16 protein-coding genes are annotated in these 19,716 nt (G+C 72.1%); 9 read left to right on the top strand and 7 right to left on the bottom strand.

All coding sequences use genetic code 11. The features are described 5' to 3' along the window. Positions 1 to 6 precede the first annotated feature (6 nt). The 3 genes from ACFWEJ_RS10225 to ACFWEJ_RS10215 all read left to right on the top strand — a co-directional run bounded on the left by ACFWEJ_RS10225 (position 7) and on the right by ACFWEJ_RS10215 (position 2,095). Positions 7 to 615 carry a DinB family protein gene (locus ACFWEJ_RS10225; RefSeq protein ID WP_377229096.1) on the top strand — a complete coding sequence of 203 codons (609 nt, stop codon included), beginning with the start codon at positions 7 to 9 and terminating at the stop codon, positions 613 to 615. 162 nt (positions 616 to 777) lie between these two features. Beyond that, positions 778 to 1,194 carry a VOC family protein gene (locus ACFWEJ_RS10220; RefSeq protein ID WP_377229095.1) on the top strand — a complete coding sequence of 139 codons (417 nt, stop codon included), beginning with the start codon at positions 778 to 780 and terminating at the stop codon, positions 1,192 to 1,194. Between the two features lie 28 nt (positions 1,195 to 1,222). Further along, positions 1,223 to 2,095, top strand: a complete 873-nt coding sequence (locus tag ACFWEJ_RS10215; protein WP_377229094.1) for an alpha/beta fold hydrolase — start codon at positions 1,223 to 1,225, stop codon at positions 2,093 to 2,095. Here ACFWEJ_RS10215 and ACFWEJ_RS10210 read toward each other — a convergent pair. Beyond that, positions 2,070 to 2,690, bottom strand: coding sequence for a TetR/AcrR family transcriptional regulator (locus ACFWEJ_RS10210; RefSeq protein WP_377229093.1), 621 nt, complete (start codon positions 2,688 to 2,690; stop codon positions 2,070 to 2,072). The genes ACFWEJ_RS10215 and ACFWEJ_RS10210 overlap by 26 nt on opposite strands. Before the next feature lie 54 nt (positions 2,691 to 2,744). On the opposite strand from ACFWEJ_RS10210, the gene ACFWEJ_RS10205 reads away from it, so the two are divergent. Next, a complete protein-coding gene (locus ACFWEJ_RS10205) occupies positions 2,745 to 3,263 on the top strand; it encodes a GNAT family N-acetyltransferase (RefSeq protein ID WP_377229092.1) in 519 nt (172 codons plus the stop codon). 34 nt (positions 3,264 to 3,297) lie between these two features. Here ACFWEJ_RS10205 and ACFWEJ_RS10200 read toward each other — a convergent pair whose 3' ends face one another. Both ACFWEJ_RS10200 and ACFWEJ_RS10195 read right to left on the bottom strand, forming a co-directional pair. Then, positions 3,298 to 3,675, bottom strand: coding sequence for a DUF2255 family protein (locus tag ACFWEJ_RS10200; RefSeq protein ID WP_377229091.1), 378 nt, complete (start codon positions 3,673 to 3,675; stop codon positions 3,298 to 3,300). Continuing rightward, the gene (locus tag ACFWEJ_RS10195; protein WP_377229090.1) at positions 3,672 to 4,559 is read right to left on the bottom strand and encodes a helix-turn-helix domain-containing protein; all 888 of its coding nucleotides are present in this window, start codon (positions 4,557 to 4,559) and stop codon (positions 3,672 to 3,674) included. The genes ACFWEJ_RS10200 and ACFWEJ_RS10195 overlap by 4 nt, the downstream gene beginning before the upstream one ends. A gap of 104 nt (positions 4,560 to 4,663) precedes the next feature. Between ACFWEJ_RS10195 and ACFWEJ_RS10190 the strand changes: the two genes are divergently transcribed. Both ACFWEJ_RS10190 and ACFWEJ_RS10185 read left to right on the top strand, forming a co-directional pair. Further along, entirely contained in the window at positions 4,664 to 5,596 is a 933-nt protein-coding gene (locus tag ACFWEJ_RS10190; protein ID WP_377229089.1) for an alpha/beta hydrolase, read from the top strand. Between the two features lie 91 nt (positions 5,597 to 5,687). Further along, positions 5,688 to 6,893, top strand: a complete 1,206-nt coding sequence (locus ACFWEJ_RS10185; RefSeq protein ID WP_377229088.1) for a cytochrome P450 — start codon at positions 5,688 to 5,690, stop codon at positions 6,891 to 6,893. 46 nt (positions 6,894 to 6,939) lie between these two features. Here the strand turns inward: ACFWEJ_RS10185 and ACFWEJ_RS10180 are convergent, their stop codons facing one another. Both ACFWEJ_RS10180 and ACFWEJ_RS10175 read right to left on the bottom strand, forming a co-directional pair. Next, a complete protein-coding gene (locus ACFWEJ_RS10180) occupies positions 6,940 to 8,217 on the bottom strand; it encodes a cytochrome P450 (RefSeq protein WP_377229087.1) in 1,278 nt (425 codons plus the stop codon). Positions 8,218 to 8,258: 41 nt separating this feature from the next. Next, entirely contained in the window at positions 8,259 to 9,449 is a 1,191-nt protein-coding gene (locus ACFWEJ_RS10175) for an AI-2E family transporter (protein ID WP_377229086.1), read from the bottom strand. Between the two features lie 201 nt (positions 9,450 to 9,650). On the opposite strand from ACFWEJ_RS10175, the gene ACFWEJ_RS10170 reads away from it, so the two are divergent. Next, positions 9,651 to 10,010, top strand: coding sequence for an MmcQ/YjbR family DNA-binding protein (locus ACFWEJ_RS10170; protein ID WP_377229085.1), 360 nt, complete (start codon positions 9,651 to 9,653; stop codon positions 10,008 to 10,010). A gap of 3 nt (positions 10,011 to 10,013) precedes the next feature. Here the strand turns inward: ACFWEJ_RS10170 and dnaB are convergent, their stop codons facing one another. Next, positions 10,014 to 12,602: a replicative DNA helicase gene (gene dnaB, locus ACFWEJ_RS10165; RefSeq protein WP_377229084.1), complete on the bottom strand. Its 2,589-nt coding sequence runs from the start codon at positions 12,600 to 12,602 to the stop codon at positions 10,014 to 10,016. Between the two features lie 381 nt (positions 12,603 to 12,983). Here dnaB and ACFWEJ_RS10160 point away from each other — a divergent pair, with 381 nt between their 5' ends. After that, positions 12,984 to 14,327, top strand: a complete 1,344-nt coding sequence (locus tag ACFWEJ_RS10160) for an MATE family efflux transporter (RefSeq protein ID WP_377229083.1) — start codon at positions 12,984 to 12,986, stop codon at positions 14,325 to 14,327. Between the two features lie 33 nt (positions 14,328 to 14,360). Here ACFWEJ_RS10160 and ACFWEJ_RS10155 read toward each other — a convergent pair whose 3' ends face one another. Continuing rightward, complete coding sequence (locus ACFWEJ_RS10155) at positions 14,361 to 15,164, bottom strand: winged helix-turn-helix domain-containing protein (protein ID WP_377229082.1); 804 nt, start codon at positions 15,162 to 15,164, stop codon at positions 14,361 to 14,363. A 478-nt stretch (positions 15,165 to 15,642) separates the two neighbouring features. On the opposite strand from ACFWEJ_RS10155, the gene ACFWEJ_RS10150 reads away from it, so the two are divergent. After that, complete coding sequence (locus tag ACFWEJ_RS10150) at positions 15,643 to 19,653, top strand: carboxypeptidase regulatory-like domain-containing protein (RefSeq protein WP_377229081.1); 4,011 nt, start codon at positions 15,643 to 15,645, stop codon at positions 19,651 to 19,653. Positions 19,654 to 19,716 lie beyond the last annotated feature (63 nt).

The following is a 19,716-nucleotide window of genomic DNA, read 5'->3' as shown; positions in this document are numbered from 1 at the left end:
GGGCAGATGGAGACCCACGAACAGGCCGAAGAGCCCGAGACCACCCGCTGGACCAGCGCCACCGTCTTCCCCGACATGTGGACCGACCCCGACGACGACCCGCGTGAGACCGACACCCCGGTCACCGACGAGCGCGGCATGCTGCTCGACTACCTGCGCTACTACCGGCTCACGCTGGAGATGAAGTGCGCGGGGCTCGACGCCGAGCAGCTCGCCCGCCGTTCCGCGCCGCCGTCCACCATGTCGCTGCTCGGGCTGGTCCGGCATCTCACCGACGGGGAGCGACACCTGCGCCGCGTCCTGGCCGGCGAGGACGCGCCGTCCCTGTACCGCACCGAGGAGGACCGCGACGGCGACTGGACCGGCGCCGTCGCCGACCCGGCCGTCGTCGACGACGCCTGGCGGCAGTGGCACACCGAGATGGCGGCCACCGACCGGTACCTGGACGGCGTCACCGACCTCGCGAGCTGGAACACCGGCGTGTCCGACTTCGGGCCCGAGGGTGGCGACCTGCAGGTACGGGACGGCGTGCTCGGGCACATCGTCGAGTACGCGCGGCACTGCGGCCACGCCGACCTCCTGCGCGAACGGGTCGACGGGCGCGTGGGCCAGTAGCCGGCGTCCGCCCAGGGGCGAAAAGGCCCGCGGGTGATGTCCGGGCTGACCCCCGCCGGCCGCTTGCGCCCGCGCACGACGGTGGCAGTGTGGAAAGGGTCCGGCGCTCCCGACGGGAAAACGCCGTGCGGTCGCCGGTGATCACGAAGGAGTGAGACTGCGATGGTCAACGTGCGAAATGTGCTGCCGACGTTCGCGGCGAACGACATCGACGCGGTGCGCGCGTTCTACGCCGACACGCTCGGGATGAGTGTGTCGACCCTGGACGAGGGGGCCGGCATCGTGCTCGACCTCGGTGACGGCGCCGCCGTCTTCGTCTACCAGAAGGACGACCACGTCCCCGCGCCGTTCACCGTCATGCACCTGACGGTCGACGACGTCGACGAGGTGGTCGACGAGCTCGCCGCCAAGGGCGTGACCTTCCAGCACTACGAAGGGTTCGACCAGGACGAGAAGGGCATCGTGCGCGGATTCATGGAGGGAGGCGACGGCGCCTGGTTCACCGACCCGGCTGGCAACATCATCGGCCTCGCCGACGGCGGCGGCATGGAGGCGTTCCTCGAAAATCCCGGCGGCTGACCGGGCCGCCTGGGTAGCATCTGGCGCCATGTCTCCCACGCTCGTACTGGTCCATGGCGCCTTCGCCAACTCGTTCTCGTTCGCGCCGCTCCAGGCCGAGCTCGCCCTGCACGGACACCGCTCCGCGGCCGTCGACCTGCCCGGCCACGGGTTCGAGGCCACCTACCCGGCCGCCTACCAGGCGCCACAGGACCCGGCCGGCCTCGCCACCACGCCCGGCGTCATCAAGGGCGTGACCCTCGCCGACAACGCGGCACACGTCATCGAGGTCCTCGAACGCGCCAAGAAGAACGGCCCCGTGATCCTCGTCGGCCACAGCCGGGGCGGCATGACGCTGACCGCCGTCGGCAACGCCCGCCCCGACCTGGTCGACCGGATCGTCTACGTCTCCGCCTGGGCCCCCGTGGACCTCGACGCCGGCGCCTACTACGCCCAGCCCGAGATGGCCGACGTCGACGCGGGGGCGCTCGCGGCCGTGCTCGCGGGCGACCCGGCGGCGCTGGGCGTGCTGCGCGCCAACTTCCGCACGGCCGACCCGGCGGTGCTGGCCGGCCTCAAGGAGGCGTTCCTCGCGGACGGCACCGACGACGAGCTCCGCGCGTTCCTCGCCACGTTCCAGCCGGACGAGAACCTCGACGTCGGCACGCCGGACGACCGGGCCAAGGCGGAGACCTGGGGCACGATCCCCCGGACCTACGTGCGCCTCGACGCCGACACGAGCATCCCGCCGGCGATGCAGGACCGGATCATCCGCGAGGGCGACGCCCTCACGCCCGGCAACCCCTACGACGTGCACACCCTCAGCTCCAGCCACCTGTCGTGGCTGGTCCGGCCGCGGGCGGCGGCGGAGGTGCTGGCCGGGCTCGCGGCCGGGCTCAGCGGGGTGCCCGCAGCAGGCTGACCTGGAGTGCGACGGCCGCGGTGACCCGGGGTTCGTCGTCGGTGGCGAGCAGGTCGAGCAGGGCACCCCGGAGCACGGCGAGCGCGAGCGTGCGCCGGGCCGCGCCGTCCGGGGCGTCCCGCTCGGACGCGGGCTGGCGAGCGGCCAGGTCCGCGAGCCAGTCGTCCACCGTGGTGCGCGCGAACCCCGCCCAGGGCCCGCCGGGTTCCACGAGCGAGCGGGCATAGGCCTCGGCCCACAGGCGCAGCAGCGGCCGGTGCTCGGCGGCGGCCAGCCAGGACCAGACCAGCTCGACGGCCCCGGCCAGGTCCTGGGGCGCGCCGCCGTCGGGCGAGCCTGCGTCGGGCGCGCCGCCGTCGGCCGGATCGAGGCGGGACAGGAACGTCAGCTCGTCCTCCCGCGCCCGGCGCAGGAGCGCCCTGATCAGGCCGTCCTTGCTGCCCCACAGGAACATCAACACGCGCGGGCTCGACCCGATGGCCGTGGCCAGGGGGCGCAGGGAGAGGTCGGCCAGGCCGTTGGCCAGCGCGTACGCGTATGCGGCCTCCAGCAGCTCGACCTGGCGTGCGGACGGACCTGGTTCGACGTCGGGCATGCGGTTAGCCTAGTGCTACTGAAACAGTCGTGTCAGTAGCAGCGGGAGGACAGCATGGAGCAGCGAGACCGGCGGCCCGAGGTGCGGGTGCGTCGCGCCGACCAGCCCGGCGACCTGGGCTGGGTGGTGATGGCGCACGGCGAGACGTATCACCGCCAGTTCGGCTGGGACACGGACTTCGAGGCCCTCGTCGCCCGGATCGTCGCCGACTACGCCGCGGACCACGACCCCCGCGCCGAGGCGGCGTGGATCGCCGAGGTGGACGGCGAGCGCGCCGGCTGCGTCTTCCTGGTGGCCGGCGGCGCGCCCGGCGTGGCCAAGCTCCGCATCCTGCTCGTCGCGTCGGAGGCCCGCGGGCTGGGGCTGGGCCGACTGCTCGTCGGGGAGTGCCTGTCGTTCGCGCGCGGGGCCGGGTACGAGCGCGTGACCCTGTGGACCAACGACGTGCTCGCTTCCGCCCGGCACATCTACGAGGCCGTGGGCTTCACGCTCGCCGACGAGGAACGGCACCACAGCTTCGGCCACGACCTGGTGGGTCAGAACTGGGTGCTGGACCTGCCGCGGGCGGGGTGAGGCGCCGGTCTGCCGGCGGCGGCGTGCCGGCCGGTCACACCGGCGAGATGCGCAGGGTCGCGGTGCGGGCCGCCCCGCCGACGGCGAAGGACGCGAGGGACCCGTACTTGCTCCGGTAGGCCGCGTCGACCACGGGCGCGACCTCCGGCCCGGCGGGCTCGAACCGCACCGCGACGGTTTCGCCGGCCACCCGGACCCGTCCCGAACCGTGGTTGACCGCGCGGCGATACCACTGCGACGTCGTGCCGCGCTGGGCTCGGACGTAGAGCTCGCCGTCGGCGAGGACCATGCCGACCTCCACCTCCGGGGCGACGGGGCCGTCCGGATCGACCGGGCCGGCGGGCCCGGCGGAGAGGTGCAGCGACGGCGCGTCGCGGAGCGTCGCCGGCGTGGGTGCGGTCCAGGTGGTCATCGGGCGTCCTTCACGTTCGTCGTGGTGCCGGCGTCCGCCGTCGTGTCCGCCGTCCAGGAGGCCAGGATGCGCAGCGCCTCGTCGGACGGCGAGCCCGCCTCGGCGGTCAGCACCATCAGCCGCTGCCCGCTGCCGTCCGGGCTGGACCAGGTGTCGCAGTCGAGCGTCAGGTCGCCGACCACGCGGTGCCGGTACTGCTTGGTGCCGTACGTGGCGCTGTTCACGCGGTGCTCGGCCCACCAGCGACGGAAGTCGGGGTCGATCACGGCGAGCTCCCCGACGAGCCGGGCGAGCTCGGGGTCGTCGGGGTCGGCGGCGGCCTCCATGCGCAGCGCGGCGACGGCGTCCCGCGCGTCGTGCTCCCACTTGACGTTGAGGGCGCGGACGGTCGGGTCGGTGAAGAGCAGGCGCACGTAGTTGCGTCGCGCGGCAGGGATCTCGCCGAAGTCGACGAAGAGGGCGACCGCCGCGGCGTTCCAGGCGAGGACGTCCATGCGCTTGCCGAGCACGATCGCCGGCGTGTCCGTGAGCCGGTCGAGCAGCCGCCGCATCGCGGGGCGCAGGGCCTGCCGCGCCCGGCGGCGTCGGGGCCGGGCGTCGGCCTTGCCGGCGATCTCGTAGAGGTAGCGCTGCTGGTCCTCGTCGAGGCGGAGGGCCGACGAGAGCGTGGCGAGCACCGACGCGGACGCGGCGACGCGGCCCTGTTCGAGGCGGGTGTAGTAGTCCACGCTGATCGCCGCGAGCTGGGCCACCTCCTCCCGGCGCAGCCCGGGCACCTTGCGGCGGGACAGGGTCTCGGGGAGGCCGGCGGCGTGGGGGTCGAGCTCGGCCCGGCGCGCCTTGAGGAACGCGCCGAGCTCGTCCGGATCGACGGGTGGGGTCATACGGACCATTCTGCGAGCGGCGGGAGCGGCGTGGGAGGGCAGTATCCTTCCCCGGGAAGAACCCGACGCTGTTGCGGCGCCAGCGGGCGGCACAACCTGGTCGCATGAACCGAACAGACGTCGCCTTCGACAGCGCCGGCATCTCCCTCGCCGGCCACCTCTACCTTCCCTCGTCCGACGGCGCCGCCGGCACCGCCCCGCTCCCCGCGGTCGTCGTCGGCCACCCCGGGACCGGCGTCAAGGAGCAGACCGCCGGGACGTACGCGGCGCGCCTGGCCGAGCAGGGCTTCGTGACCCTCGCCTTCGACGCCGCCTTCCAGGGCGAGAGCGGCGGGCTGCCGCGCGGGCTCGAGGATCCCGCCCACCGCGTCGAGGACCTCAAGGCGGCGGTCTCGTACCTCGCCACCCGCCCCGAGGTGGACGCCGGGCGGATCGGGATGCTCGGCATCTGCGCCTCCGGGGGCTACGGCATCGCGGCGACCGCGGGCGACCACCGGGTGCGGGCGCTGGCCACCGTGAGCGGCGTCGACGTCGGGCGCCAGTTCCGCGAGGGTGCCGACGGCTCCCAGCCCCCGGCCGTGGTCCAGGGGATGCTCGACGCCGCCGCGGCCGCCCGCACCGCGGAGGCGCGCGGCGAGGGCATCGGCATGTTCCCGGTCTTCCCGGAGACCGCGGAGGAGGCCCGGGCGCTCGGCGGCCGGCACGGCTTCGAGGGCTTCGAGTACTACCGCACGGAGCGCGGCGCGCACCCGCGTTCCGCCACGGAGTTCACCTGGTCGAGCGTCGACCGCATCGCGACCTCCGACCAGTTCCGGTTCGTCGGCCTGATCGCGCCGCGTCCGCTGCTCGTCGTCCAGGGGACGGAGGCGGTCACCAGGCACATGGGCACCCTGGCCTTCGCCGAGGCCCACGAGCCCAAGGAGCTCCACTGGGTCGAGGGGGCCAGCCACGTCGACCTCTACGACAGGCCCGAGTTCGTGGGTCCGGTCGTCGAGAAGCTGACCGGGTTCTTCGCCCAGGAGCTCGCTGCCGCCTAGCCGCCCGCCGAGCGGCCGCCGACGTGGACAAAGCGGGCATCACGGCAAAGACTGTGGCCACTGACCTGCCCGTTCGGTGTGAGGAGTGCCCGTGGAGACCCCGGTCCTGGATGCCGCTGGAAGGGCACCGCTCGAAGAGGTCGCGCGGCTGCGGGAGCGCGGACCGGTGACGCGGGTCGCGCTCCCGGGCGGCGTGGAGGCGTGGGCCGTGACCGACCTGGCGCTCTTGCGCCCGATGCTGGTCGACCAGCGGATCTCGAAGGACTCGCGCCAGCACTGGACGGCGCTGGTCGACGGCGAGATCACGCCGCAGTGGCCCCTGTACACCTGGGTCACCGGCGCGTCGATGTTCAACGCCTACGGCAGCACGCACCGCGCGATGCGCAAGGTCGTGGCGCGCGGGTTCACGGCGCGTCGGACGCGGGCGATGGAGCCGCGCGTCGCGTCCGCCGTCACCGCGACCCTCGACGAGCTCGCCGCGAAGAACGCCGACGGCTCGGTCGTGGACCTGCGCGAGGTGTTCGCCTCGTCGATCCCGGTCGAGGTGATCTGCGACCTGCTCGGCGTCCCGGACGCACAGCGGCAGGACATGCGCCGGTGCGCCGACACCCTGATCAACACGGGGGCCACGCGCGAGGCGCAGGGTGCCGCCCAGGCCGAGCTGCGCGAGCTGCTCGGCGCGCTCGTCCGCGACAAGCGGGCGGACCCGGCCGAGGACCTGATCAGCACGGTCGCGGCCGAGCTGGCCGACGACGAGGCGGTCTCCACGAGCAACCTGATGCTGGTGGCCGGCCACGAGACCACCGTGAACCTGCTGGCCTCCGCCGTCCACCTCCTGCTGACCCACCCGCACGTGCTCGCCGCGGTCCGCGCCGGCGAGGTCACGTGGTCGGCCGTGGTCGACGAGACGCTGCGCGTGGCGCCGCCGGTGATCTACATCCCGCTGCGCTTCGCCGTCGAGGACCTGGAGCTCGGCGGGGTGGCGATCAGCAAGGGCGACCCGATCATCGCCGTCTTCGGCGCCCCGGGGCGCGACGAGACCGTGCACCAGGACGCCGCGGTGTTCGACCCGGCGCGCGCCGACCGGACGCACCTGGCGTTCGGCGCCGGCGCGCACCACTGCGTCGGCGAGCCGCTGGCGCGGCTGGAGGCCGAGACCGCCCTGCCGGCGCTGTTCGAGCGCTTCCCCGACCTCCGGCTCGCCGAGCCGGACGGCGACCACGGCCAGGTTCCCGGGTTCGTCGCCAACGGCCCGGCCCGCCTGCCGGCCGTCCTGGGCGCCGAGCGCGCGGGCTGACGCCCCGTCGGGCCGGCCGCCGGCCCCGGACGTCAGCCGCCGACTGTCAGCCGCCGACCACGCCGTGGTCGGCGGCCTGCCAGGTCACGGGGAGCCGCTCGGCGTGCCGCACCCATGCCGACGACGCCCAGGGCAGGTCGTCGGGTGACCCGGTGAGCTGCACGTCCATGTGCCGCAGGAGCTGGTCGACGGCGGTGCGGGCGATCAGCCGGGCCAGCCGGGGTGCCGGGCAGGCGTGCGGCCCGGTGCCCCAGGACAGGTGGGAGCGGTTGTCGACCTCGTCCCACACGTCGTCGGTGTGCACGGCCGGGTCCCGGTTCGCCGCGGCGATCGCCAGGACCAGGGCGTCGCCCTTGCGGATCCGGTGCCCGCCGAGGTCCATGTCCGTGAGGGCGAACCGCGGCGCGGGCGACTGGGCGATGGGGGACCTGCGCCACAGCACCTCGTCGAGCGTGCCGTCGAGCGTGAGGCGGCCGCCCGCGACCCGGGCGGCGAGGCTCCGGTCCGTCAGGATCTGGTGCAGCGTCTGCGTGATCCACGCGGTGAGGAAGATGGCCGCCGCGCTGACGGGCACGATCGAGCTGCTGGCGATCTCGCCGTCGTGCGCGAAGTTCTTGTGGACCGCGAGGTACGAGACCAGGTCCTCCCCGCCGGTCTCCCGCCGCCGCCGGATGTGCTCCAGCACGATCGCCGCCGTGTTCGCCTGGGCCTGGGCGACCTGGTCACCGTCGCCGCTCACCACGGCCGCGGCGTCGGCCATGAGCATGGCCCCGGTCTCCAGGTCGAACCCGAGCGTGGTGGTCATCGCGAGGAACCCGATGGGCCGGCAGTACGCCTTGACCAGGTCCCCGCTCCCGGACGGGCCCATCCGGTCGATGACGCGCTCGCACATGTCCGTGGTCCGCTCGCGGACCACCCGCTCGTCGAGGGCCGCCAGGGCGTCGTCCAGCGGCTCGCGCAGCCGCTTGCGCTCCTCGCCGTCGTGGTAGAACGCCGTCGGGCGCGGCTGCGCCGGGGTGTAGATGCCGATCGCCGTGCCGGCGGGCAGCAGGTTCTCGGCGTTCCACCGCCAGTTGGCCGCGTTCCGGCTGAAGTCGAACTCGGAGCGCATCACGTGACAGTTCTCGGAGTGGCCCAGGACCAGCCACGCCGGGATCACGACGTCGTCCTTGCGCTCGATCTCGATCGGCGCCACGGGGCCCCACTGCGCGCGCAGCCGGGCGTAGTGCTCCTGCGGGTCCGGGCTGCTGGTGATCTCGGTGAGGGAGGTGAGCCCGGTGTGGCTCTCCAGCGAGGCCGTGCTCCGGGACGTCTGCGGGATCATGGGCGACATCTGACCACGACGGTCGTGCATGCCGGAAGGCCTCAGGATTTCTCATCTCGAAGTCCGGTCACCGTCTCGGGCCGCTTCTGCCGGGCGAAGCGGGCCGGCAGGTCGGGCCCGTCCCACACCTGGATCGCGCGCCAGATCGACGCGGCGACCGGCACGGCGAGGACGGCGCCGGTGATCCCGGCGAGCACGGTCCCCGCGGTCAGGGCGAACAGGATGACGAGCGGGTGCAGGCGCAGGGTCCGGCCCATGACGATCGGCTGGAGGAAGTCGCCCTCGAGCTGGTTCACGGCGACCACGATCGCGACGACGATCAGCGCCTCGACCGGTCCGACGGCGACGAGCGTGACCAGGGCCGCGATGATGCCGGCGAGGGTGGCGCCGACCAGGGGGATGAACGCGAGCAGGAAGACGAGCACGGACAGCGGGACGACGAGCGGCACGCCAACGATCGCGAGGCCGATCCCGATACCGATCGCGTCGACCAGCGCCACGATCGCCGTGCCGCGCACGTAGCCGCCGAGCGTGCTGACGGTTGCGGCGCCCACGCGCTGCCCGCGCTCGTACCGGTGGCCCTCGAACGGCCGCAGCAGGAACTCCCACATCGCCGGGCCGTCCTTCAGGAAGAAGAACAGGACGACGATCATGATGAAGAAGCCCGCGATGAAGTCGGCGGTCTGGGAGACGCCCGCGATGGCGCCGGAGCCCACGGTGTCGGACTGCAGCAGGTTCAGCGCGGACTCCCGCACCGACGCGATCTGCTCGTCGGTGATCTCGAAGGGCAGGTTCTGGACGTACGTCTCCAGGGAGTCGAACCCGTCGAGCGCCTGCCGGCCCAGCTCGTCCCACTGGTCCGCGACGGCGCGCACCACGAGCCACACGATCCCGGACAGCAGCGCGACCAGGCCCAGGAGCGAGACCCACGTGGCCAGCAGCGAGGGCCACCCGTGGCGGCGCAGGTACGACACCAGCGGGGAGATGGCCGCCGCCAGCACGAGCGCGATGAGCACCGGGATGACGACGAGGGTCAGGCGGGTGCCCACGTACCCGAAGACGGCGATGATCGCGACGACCGCGAGGATCTGCAACGCCCGGGTGCCGACGCGGCCGAACCCGTCCGACCACAGCCGGGACGCCGGGCTCTCGGGGGGCGCGGCGTGCTCGGTCGGCTGGTCCTGCGTGTCCGTGCCGGCGGGGCGCGGTGCGCGGCGGCCGAAGAGACCCATCGGCTGTCCTCCTCGTACGGGGTCCAGCGTGTGCTGGGTCCGGCGGCGCCGGACATGCCGACGGTATTGCGGCCGCGCCCAGGTCGCGCGACGGCGCGCCCGGTCCGTCGGTACCGGTCAATCCTGATCGGTTCCCCGGCGATCGATGAGTCCGGACCGCCACGGTCGTCGACGCTCTGAGCGCGACGAGCGGAGTCAGGTATGGCGGAGATCGACGATGTCCGGCCGCTGGGCAACAGCCTGGAACGGTCCTACGAGGTGTACGTGCGCGGCCGCCTGAAGTTCCGCGTCGGTCAGCTTGTCTACGTGGCGTTCTCGCTCGACGGGTCGGTGATGGGTTTCGCCTTCCCGAAGGAGGAGCGGGCGGCGCTCGTCGCGAGCGATCCGACGACGTTCCAGCTGCCCTCCGCGTCGGACATGCGCTTCAACTGGGTGCACGCCGACCTCGCCGCCCTGGACCCGGAGGAGGCCCGTGAGCTCGTCGTCGACGCGTGGCGCATGGTCGTGCCCCAGAAGGTCTTCCGCGCCTACGACGCCGCACATCCTGCCGACGCCGACTGACCGTCAGACCTGCATGTCGACGAACCGCTGGTAGTGGCCCTGGAATGCCACGGTGATCACGTCGGTGGGGCCGTTACGGTGCTTGGCCACGATGAGGTCGGCCTCGCCGGCGCGCGGCGACTCCTTCTCGTAGGCGTCCTCGCGGTGCAGCAGGATCACAACGTCGGCATCCTGCTCAATTGACCCAGATTCCCGCAAATCAGACATCTGCGGTTTCTTGTCGCTGCGCTGCTCGGCGCCACGGTTCAGCTGCGAGATGGCGATCACGGGCACCTCGAGCTCCTTCGCGAGCAGCTTGAGCGACCGCGAGAACTCGGAGACCTCCTGCTGACGCGACTCGACGCGCTTGCCGGACGACATGAGCTGGAGATAGTCGATGACCACCAGCTTGAGGTCGTGCTTCTGCTTGAGACGCCGGCACTTGGCGCGGATCTCCATCAGCGACATGTTCGGCGAGTCGTCGATGAACAGCGGGGCGTCGGAGACCTTGCCCATGGTGGCGGCGAGTTTCTGCCAGTCGCCGTCGTCCATGTTGCCGCTGCGCATCTTGGTGAGCGGCACGCGGGCCTCGGCGGCGAGCATTCGCATGACGATCTCGTTGCGGCTCATCTCCAGGGAGAAGATGACGGCGGCCATGTCGTGGTGAATGGCCGCATGAGACGCGACGTTGATGCCCAGCACCGAGTTGTGCGTGGGAACCATCGAACGGCTCGCCAGGTAGAGGTGCGACGCATCCTCCACCTCGATGCAGCGCACGGGCACCGACTCGATCGGGCGAACGTCGACCACGAATCGCGAGGTCAGCTTGGCGGTCCCGGGCCGGCGCCGAGCCTTGTGCGTGAGCCGCTTGCGTTCCAGGGCGAAGACGTCGTCCTCGGTGGTGAAGGTGATGGTGTACGCCGTCGAGGATGCCTCGGTCCGGCCGTTGACCCGCTTCTCCGACCAGCCGGTGCGGTAGCCCAGGGACAGGATCAGCTCGCGTGCGTCGAGGGCCAGCCGCTCGCTGGTCACGGCGATCTGGACGCTGCCGCCGGGATTGACCGTCCCGTCGGAGTCGAGCAGGCCGGCGAGCAGAGCGCGCCGCTGGTCCTCGCTCGCGCGGAGGTACTCGGTCGGGATGTGCTTGTTCTGGAGCAGATCGAGGCTGCGCAGCCGGCCTCCCATCGTGCCGTTCGTCTTGTGGCACTCCTGGCACCGCCGGAATCCCCACCCCGGCTTTCCGCAGTCGGGGCACGTCGGCTGCTCAGGCCGGGCCATGCCGCGGGAGCGCGCCGCACAGGACTTGCTGCACGCGAGCAGCGAAGCCATCTTCGGAACGAAGGACGTGCCGCAGACGATGCACTCCCGCGTCTGAGCCTCGGGCTCAGGAAGCAGCATCGAGTAGGTGCGAGCCGCACCCTTCACCGCGCCACGAGGCTGCGCCACGTAGCCCAGGCCCTCGATCATCATCGCGATCTCGGGGTCCGCCGACGTGAACTCGGCACGCCGGGAGGTGCCGTCGCCGAGCCAGACGCCCAGGGCGTAGGGGTGGATCGGCAGGTCCGCGGTGGGCAGGGCGAGGGGCCGGGTGGTCGACACCGAATGGTTGGCGCGCTTGTCCGCCGTCACGGTACGCAGCGTCGCGAGGATCTCCTCGGTGGTGTGCACGGAGGACTCGGGCGCGGTACCGACACGAACCTTGCGGCGCTGCGTGCGAGTGCTCGTCACCCACTGGTGCTGCGCATCCGCGATGATCACCGTGCCGTCGTCGAACTCCACCTCGTAGCACGGGCGACCCTGCATGACCTCGGTCGCCGCGACCACCCGCGTGGGGGTGCCGTCCGCCGTCAGGACGAGATCGCCGACCGCGACCTCGCCCATGGTGGTCCATCCGGACGGCGTCGGCAGCGGGGTGTTGAGCGCCAGCGCCTTTCCCACGGCAGGCCTGGCGGCCACGACGATCATCTGGCCGCCGTGCAGGCCGTTGGTCAGGCGGTCGAAGTCGGAGTAGCCCGTCGGCACACCGGTGAGCCCCTCGCCGCGGCCCTGCGCGGCGTCGATCTCGTCGAAGGTCGGCCCGATGATCTCGGCCAGCGGCAGGTAGTCCTCGGACGCGCGCCGCTCGGTCACGGCGTAGACCTCGGCCTGCGCGTTGTTGACGACGTCGTCCACCTCGCCGCCGTCGGTGGCGTAGCCCATCTGCACGATGCGGGTGCCGGCCTCCACGAGGCGGCGCATGATGGCGCGCTCGCGCACGATCTTGGCGTAGTACCCGGCGTTGGCGGCCGTGGGCACGCCCGCCATGAGGTCGTGGATGTACGGGGCGCCGCCGACGCGCGCGTGCTCGCCCCGGCGCTGCAGCTCGGCGACCACGGTGATGGCGTCGGCGGGCTCGCCGCGGCCGTAGAGGTCGATGATCGCGTCGTAGATGGCCTCGTGCGCGGGCCGGTAGAAGTCGTTGCCGCGGATCTGCTCGATCACGTCCGCGATCGCGTCCTTGGACAGCAGCATGCCGCCCAGCACGCTCATCTCCGCGGGGACGTCCTGCGGCGGCGTCCGGTCGAGGCCGGGGCTCCCGCCGGAGTAGCTCGACTCGAGCTCCTCGATCGACATCCGCGCCTCCAGCCTTCCTGATCTTGTGACATCCCGTGACGCCCGGGCACACGCTACGCGTGCGTCCGGTCGATGTCCTACACCTGTTCTACTCCTCGCCACCGACACTCTCGGGACATCGGCACCGACACGCCTTTGTGTCGTGCACGACAGTCCCCGGAAATCAGACCAGCAAGCTAGCTCCGCTGACGCTAGGCCCCCGCGAACCCGAGCGCAACGAGACCTGTGGACAAGCCTGTGCACATCCATGTGGAAAGGTGGCCCAGGCTGTGTACAGCGGGTGGACAACCCTGTCCCCAGTTGTGGATAACCCCTGTGTAAAACATCGACATGCCCTCTGACCTGCGTCGACGTAACCCCCAGCCTGTGGAGGAAAGAAAGTTGGGCGAGCCTCGCCACACCCCCGGTTACCCGCGGTCCGTCGACCGGGAGATCCTCGCCCTTGCGGTACCCGCCCTCGGCGCCCTGATCGCCGAACCCGTCTTCGTCCTCGTGGACAGCGCGGTCGTGGGCCACCTCGGCACGGCCCAGCTCGCGGGGCTCTCGCTCGCGAGCAACGTGCTGCTCACGCTCGTCGGGCTGTGCGTCTTCCTCGCGTACACCACCACCGCCTCGGTGGCCCGGCTGACCGGGGCGGGCCGGGAACGCCAGGCCCTGCAGTCCGGCATCGACGGGATGTGGCTCGCGCTCGGGATCGGGGTGGTCCTCGTCGTCGTCCTGCTGCTCGCCGCCCCGCTGACGGTGACCGCCCTGGGTGCCCACGGCGACGTCGCGCACCATGCCGTGACCTACCTGCGGTGGTCCGCGCCGGGGCTCGCCGGGATGCTCGTGGTCCAGGCCGCGACCGGCGTGCTGCGCGGCCTGCGCGACACGCGCACACCCCTGGTCGTCGCCGCCGCGGGGGCCGTGCTCAACACGGTGCTCAACATCGCGCTCGTGTACGGCGTGGGGATGGGGATCGCCGGGTCGGGCCTCGGGACGGCGGTCACCCAGCTCCTCATGGCCGTCGTGCTGGGCGTGATCGTGGTGCGCGGCGCCAGGCGGCGCGGCGCGAGCCTGCGCCCCCACCGCGCCGGCATCCTGTCGGGCGCCCGCGCCGGCGCTCCGCTGATGGTCCGCACCCTCAGCCTGCGCGCCGCCATCCTGGTCACCGTGGTGGTCGCGACCGGCCTCGGCGACGTCGCGCTCGCCGGACACCAGGTGGTGAGCTCGCTGTGGGGCCTCGCGGCGTTCGCGCTCGACGCGCTCGCCATCGCCGCGCAGGCGCTGGTGGGACACGGCCTCGGGGCCGGCGACGTCGGCCACGTCCGGGGCGTGCTGCGCCGGTGCCTGCAGTGGGGCGTGGGCGCGGGCGCCGTGATCGGCCTGCTCCTCGCGGCCGCCGGCTGGTGGATCGCGCCCCTCTTCTCGCCCGACCCCGACGTCCGCGTCGCCATCGCCCTCGGCATCGCCGTGTGCGGCGTGCTCATGCCGATGGCGGGCTGGGTCTTCGTGCTCGACGGCGTCCTCATCGGCGCCGGCGACGGCCGCTACCTCGCCTGGGCGGGCATGGCCACGCTCGTCGTCTATCTCCCGTTCGCGCTCGCGGTCGCCACCTGGGCGCCCGACGGCGCACGCGGGCTCGCCTGGCTCTGGCTCGCGTTCGCCGGCGTGTTCATGGCCGCGCGCGCCGTGACCACCGGCTGGCGCGCGCGCGGCGACCGCTGGCTGGTGACGGGGGCGTGAGGCCAGGCGCGGCCCCGGCCGGCCGGGTGCAGGTCAGGCCCACACCTTGAGCCGGTAGCCCACGCCCCGCACCGACGCGACCTCGACGTCGCGCACCGGCGCGAGCCGCTTGCGCAGCCGCTTGACCGCGGACGTCACCGGGTCGGAGTCGCCGAGGTAGGGCAGCTGCCACACCCGTGCCGTGAGCTCGGCGAACGACCACACCCGCCCGGCCTCCAGGGCGAGCGTCGCGAGCAGGTCGAACTCCCGCGCCGACAGGTACACGCGCCGGCCCAGCGCCGTGACCTCGCGCGCGGCGAGGTCCACGAGCAGTGGCCCGGCCACCAGCGGTTCGAGCGCGGGGGGCGCGACCATCGGGATGGCGCCCGTGACGGCAGGAACCGGACCCGTGACGGGCCGCATCGCCTCGGTGACGACCGGCATCATGCCGGTTGCCGGACGGGCCGGCGGGGGGATCGTCGCCACCGGCAGCACGGGGGACGACGTCCAGTGCGCGGGCAGGAACTCCGGCGCGGGGTGTACCGCCGGGTCGGTGAGGTTGTCCGGGAGCCGGTCCGTCGGGTGCCCGGAGAGGTGCCGGCCGTAGGACCGCTCCTCCGCCGGGCCCGGGTTGTCGAACCGCTCGGGCTGCGTGCCGAGGCCACGCCAGGGCGCGTCGCCGGCGCGCCGCGGCGCGGTCTGCTGGGTGAGCACGGCGCGCGCCCCGTCGGCGTCGGGCGTGGCGAGCACCGTGGCCTGGCCGCGGAGGAGCCGGGCGATCTCGATGATCTGGTCGGAGGGGAGGCCCACGCAGACGACGAGGCCGGGGGTGGATCCTGGTGCGGGGTCGTGCGTCATTGACTCGCCCTCCATGGTCGACCGTTCAGACGCGGACCGGGTTAAACCTGGCCGGCGCGCGCCAGTTTGCCCCCGAGTCGTACCGCGTGGGTCAATTTTTCGTTACCTGCCCGTTGCGTGCGGGATATGGCGCATTCCCGCCCGGGTGACGGTATTGCGTCAATTGAAGTCATATAGGGTGAACTTTACAGCTCTTGGGGTGAAATTGATTCTGGGCTCTTGACAAGGGCAACCGTCGGGCTTCGCCCGTGTCTTGACCGGAAACTGACCTTTGCTCGACCGTGAACCGACCTTGTTCCCAGGAGGCGTCCAGCAGACGGTAGGGGCGATCCACAGCAAGTGGATCGCCGTCGCGCGCTCCCGCCGCATCGCAGCGGGTGCGCCCGAGCATGGAGGCCCCATGTACCGTCGCAGGAAAATTGCAGGGAGGGCGACGACCGCCGTCACAACGGCGCTCGCACTCCTGGCAACCTCAGCGGTGACCGTTGCGCCAGCAGCGCTCGCCCAGACCGTCCCGACGACCACCCTTGCCGCCGCCGACGAGCCCGAGGAGAAGCTCAGCGCCAAGGTCCTCACCCAGCTCGAGGACAAGAAGACCGCGGACTTCTGGATCCAGTTCACGGACCAGGCGGACCTGGCGCCGGCCGAGGACATCGCCGACTGGGACGAGCGCGGTCAGTTCGTCTACGACGCGCTGCACGCCACGGCCAAGAAGTCCCAGGCCTCGGTGGCCAAGGAGCTGACGGCGGCCGGCGCGGACTTCCAGAGCTACTGGATCAACAACGCGATCTTCGTCGACGACGGCTCGCTCGCGCTCGCCGAGAGCCTCGCGTCCAGCAGCACGGTCGCCGGCATCCACGAGCAGATCACGATGCAGTACGAGAAGCCGGTCGAGAAGACGCCGTCCGGCGAGAAGACCGCGGCCGCCGTCGAGTGGGGCCTCGACGCGATCAACGCACCCGAGGTGTGGGAGCAGGGCTACACCGGCTCCGGCATCGTGGTGGCGAACTTCGACACCGGTGTGGACGCCACGCACCCGGCGCTGCAGAGCAAGTACCGCGGGTACAACGCCGACGGTACGTACGACAACGACTACAACTACTTCGACATCCCCGACACCTGCGACGGCGGCGCGCCCTGCGACTCCGGCCAGCACGGTACCCACACCATGGGCACCATCGTCGGCGGCACGGGCGCCAACCAGATCGGCGTCGCACCCGACGCCACCTGGATCGCGGCGAACTGCATCGACAACGCCGGCTGTGCCTGGGACGACTACCTGGCCAACGCGCAGTGGTTCCTCGCCCCGACCCGCGCGGACGGCAGCGACGCGGACCCGTCGAAGCGGCCGCACGTGGTCAGCAACTCGTGGGGCATCCCGCCGGGCGTCGACCTGCCCGAGGACTGGATGAGCGCCGAGACGCAGGCCTGGAACGCCGCGGGCATCTTCGGTGCCTGGGCCGGCGGCAACGAGGGGCCGTCCTGTGAGTCCGGTCGGTTCCCCGGCTCGTTCACGCACACCTACTCGGTCGGCGCGTTCGACGTGAACGGCGCCATCGCGTCGTTCTCGGCGCGTGGTCCGGGGCGTGACGGCACCCTGCTGCCGAACATCGCGGCCCCGGGTGTGAACGTGCGCTCCTCCATCCCCGGTGGTGGCTACGCGAACTTCAGCGGCACGTCCATGGCCACCCCGCACCTCGCGGGCGCCATCGCGCTGCTGTGGAGCGCCGCTCCGTCGCTGGTCGGCGACATCGAGGGCACCATCGCGCTCCTCGACGAGACCGCCATCGACACCGAGGACCTCTCGTGCGGTGGTACCCCGGAGCGCAACAACGTCTGGGGCGAGGGCAAGCTCGACGTCGCCGCGCTCGTGGAGGCTGCTCCGACCGCCGGTACCGGCACCGTCTCGGGCACCGTCGCGGACGCCTCCGGCACGCCGATCGCCAACGCGTCGGTCGTCGTCGACGGCGAGCGGGACCGGACGGTCTCCACGGACGAGTCCGGCGCCTGGTCGGCGACGGTCCTCGCCGGCGACTACAGCGTGTCTGCCTCGGCCTTCGGCTACCTCACCTCGGCGCCCGCCGCCGTGACGGTGGACGTGGACCAGGCCGAGACGGTCGCCATCACCCTGGAGTCGGCCCCGCGGCACGCCGTCACGGGTACGGTCCAGCTCGAGGGGTCCGGTGAGCCGGTCGCCGGCACGCCGGTCACGCTCCGCGGCTCACCGTACGAGCCGGTCACGACCGGTGCGGACGGCACGTTCGCGTTCGCCGACGTGCCCGAGGGCACCTACTCGCTGTCCGTCCAGCTGGGCGGTTGCGCCGCTCCGTACGACGGCGAGCTCGTGGTCGACGGCGCGGAGGACGTGGACATCGACATCGTCCCGAACGTCGACGCCGGCGGCTACTCGTGCTCGGTCACGACCGCCGACTACCGCCAGGGCGACACCCGCGTGACCCTGTCGGGCGACGACGCGTCGACGTCCGTCAACCTGCCGTTCTCCTTCCCGTTCTACGGCGAGGAGTACGCCCGGGCGTTCGTGACGACCAACGGCCACATCAACTTCCTGGCCGCCACCAACGCGTACGCCAACACGACGATCCCGTCGGCGGCCGTGCCCAACGCGGCGCTCTACCCGTACTGGGACGACCTCAACCTCGACTCGGCCGCCGGCCTGTACTCGGCGACGACCACGGTCGACGGCGTGGACGCCTACGTGCTGGAGTGGCGCAACATCCGGAAGTACGACACCGCGACCGACCGGCTGAACTTCTCGGTGACGCTGCTGGCCAACGGTGACGTGACCTTCGGGTACGGCGCCGTGACCGACACCGCCGGCGCGAAGGGCAGCTCGGCCACCATCGGTGTGGAGAACGCCGCCGGTACCGTCGCCACGCAGTTCTCGTACAACTCCGCGGTGCTGTCGGAGGGCCTGTCGATCGCGTTCGACGCCCCGCCGGTCGCCACCGTCGCGGGCGTGGTCGAGGACTTCAACACGCAGGAGCCGCTCGAGGGCGCCGACGTCACCCTGACCTCGGCGGACGGCACGGAGGTCACCGCGACCACCGCGGCGGACGGCACCTACTCCACCCTGGTGAGCCTAGGCGACTACTCGGTCGAGATCGCGGCGGACGACTACCAGTCGGCCACCAAGACCGCGTCCGTCGTCGGCGAGGGCTCCGACGTCACCGTGAGCGCCCAGCTCAAGGCCGGCAAGCTGACGGTCTCGAAGACCGCCATCGACGCCAGCCTGGCGATCGGCGGCTCCGCCTCGCGCAACATCAAGATCACCAACACCGGCTCCGCGCCGGCCGAGGTGGACCTGGCTGCGCGTGGCGGCGAGTACGTCGTTCTCGGTGGCGACACCGCGTCGACGAGCGGCGTCGTGAAGGGTGTCCAGGGCAAGGCGACGGCGGCCAAGCTGCCGTTCTCGTCCGGCGGCAGCAAGCTCACCGGCCTGCGCAGCAGCGCTTCCGCCGGCGTCGCCACGGGCCAGGTCGCCGCGGCGGCCTACCCGGACGTCGCTGCCGACGAGGTCGTCCTGTCGCACTCCACCTCGCACGAGATCGTCGCGGCGAGCTCGGTGGCCTGCCCGTCGGGTGTCACCAAGCTGCTGCGCACCTACACCCCGGGTGACTTCGGCATCACGGCCGGCTTCCAGCCGACCAGCGTCACGTTCGGGATCCAGGAGGTGGCCACGCCGTCGACCACGGCAACCGTCACCCTCTACACGCTGTCGGGCGCGTTCACGTATGCCAACCTGACCCCGATCGGGTCGGGCCAGGTCACCGTGACCGACGACTTCGGCTCCTGGTACACGGTGCCGATCGACGCCTCGGCGACCATCGCCCCGGACGACATCCTCGTGGTCGAGGTCGCGGGCACGGCCATCTACGTGGGCGGCAACCCCGCCGCGGAGACCAGCCCGACCTACCTCGCCTCGGACGGCTGCGGTACCCCGGAGCCGACGACTGCCGACAGCCTGGGCTTCCCGGACTCCAACCTGGTCATTGACGTGACCGGTGAGGTGGCCGGCAGCGGTGGTGGCGTCGAGTGGCTGGACGTCCAGCCGCCGTCGTTCACCCTGGCGCCGGGCAAGAGCGTGACGGCGGTGGCGACCATCACGGCCGCCGTCGACCAGCCGGGCACCTACACGGCGTCCATCAACATCGGTAACAACACGCCGTACGACGTCACCCCGGTGACGGCGACCATGTCGGTGAAGGCGCCCGCGGGCTGGGGCAAGATCACGGGCACGGTGAGCGGCGGCGGTGCGCCGATCGAGGACGCGGTGGTGGCCCTCGACGGTGTCTCGTACGACGTGGTGCTGCGGACCGACGCCGAAGGTACGTACTCGTACTGGATGCAGAAGTCCAACGCCCCGCTGCAGGTGACCGTCTCGGCCGACGGGTTCGTCCCGGCGACCAAGAAGGCCCAGATCATCGCGGGCCAGACCACGGTCTACAACTTCGGGCTGACCGCGCTGTAACAGGCGGTCTCGCGAAACAGGTCGCCCGTCCGGCGGCCGCCCTGTCGAGGTCTGGGTCTCGAC

Origin of the sequence: Promicromonospora sp. NPDC060204, from assembly GCF_042728455.1 — a bacterium.
Taxonomy (GTDB): Bacteria; Actinomycetota; Actinomycetes; order Actinomycetales; family Cellulomonadaceae; genus Promicromonospora.
Note: the sequence above shows the minus strand (reverse complement) of the source record. Positions and strands in the feature narration are given on the sequence as shown.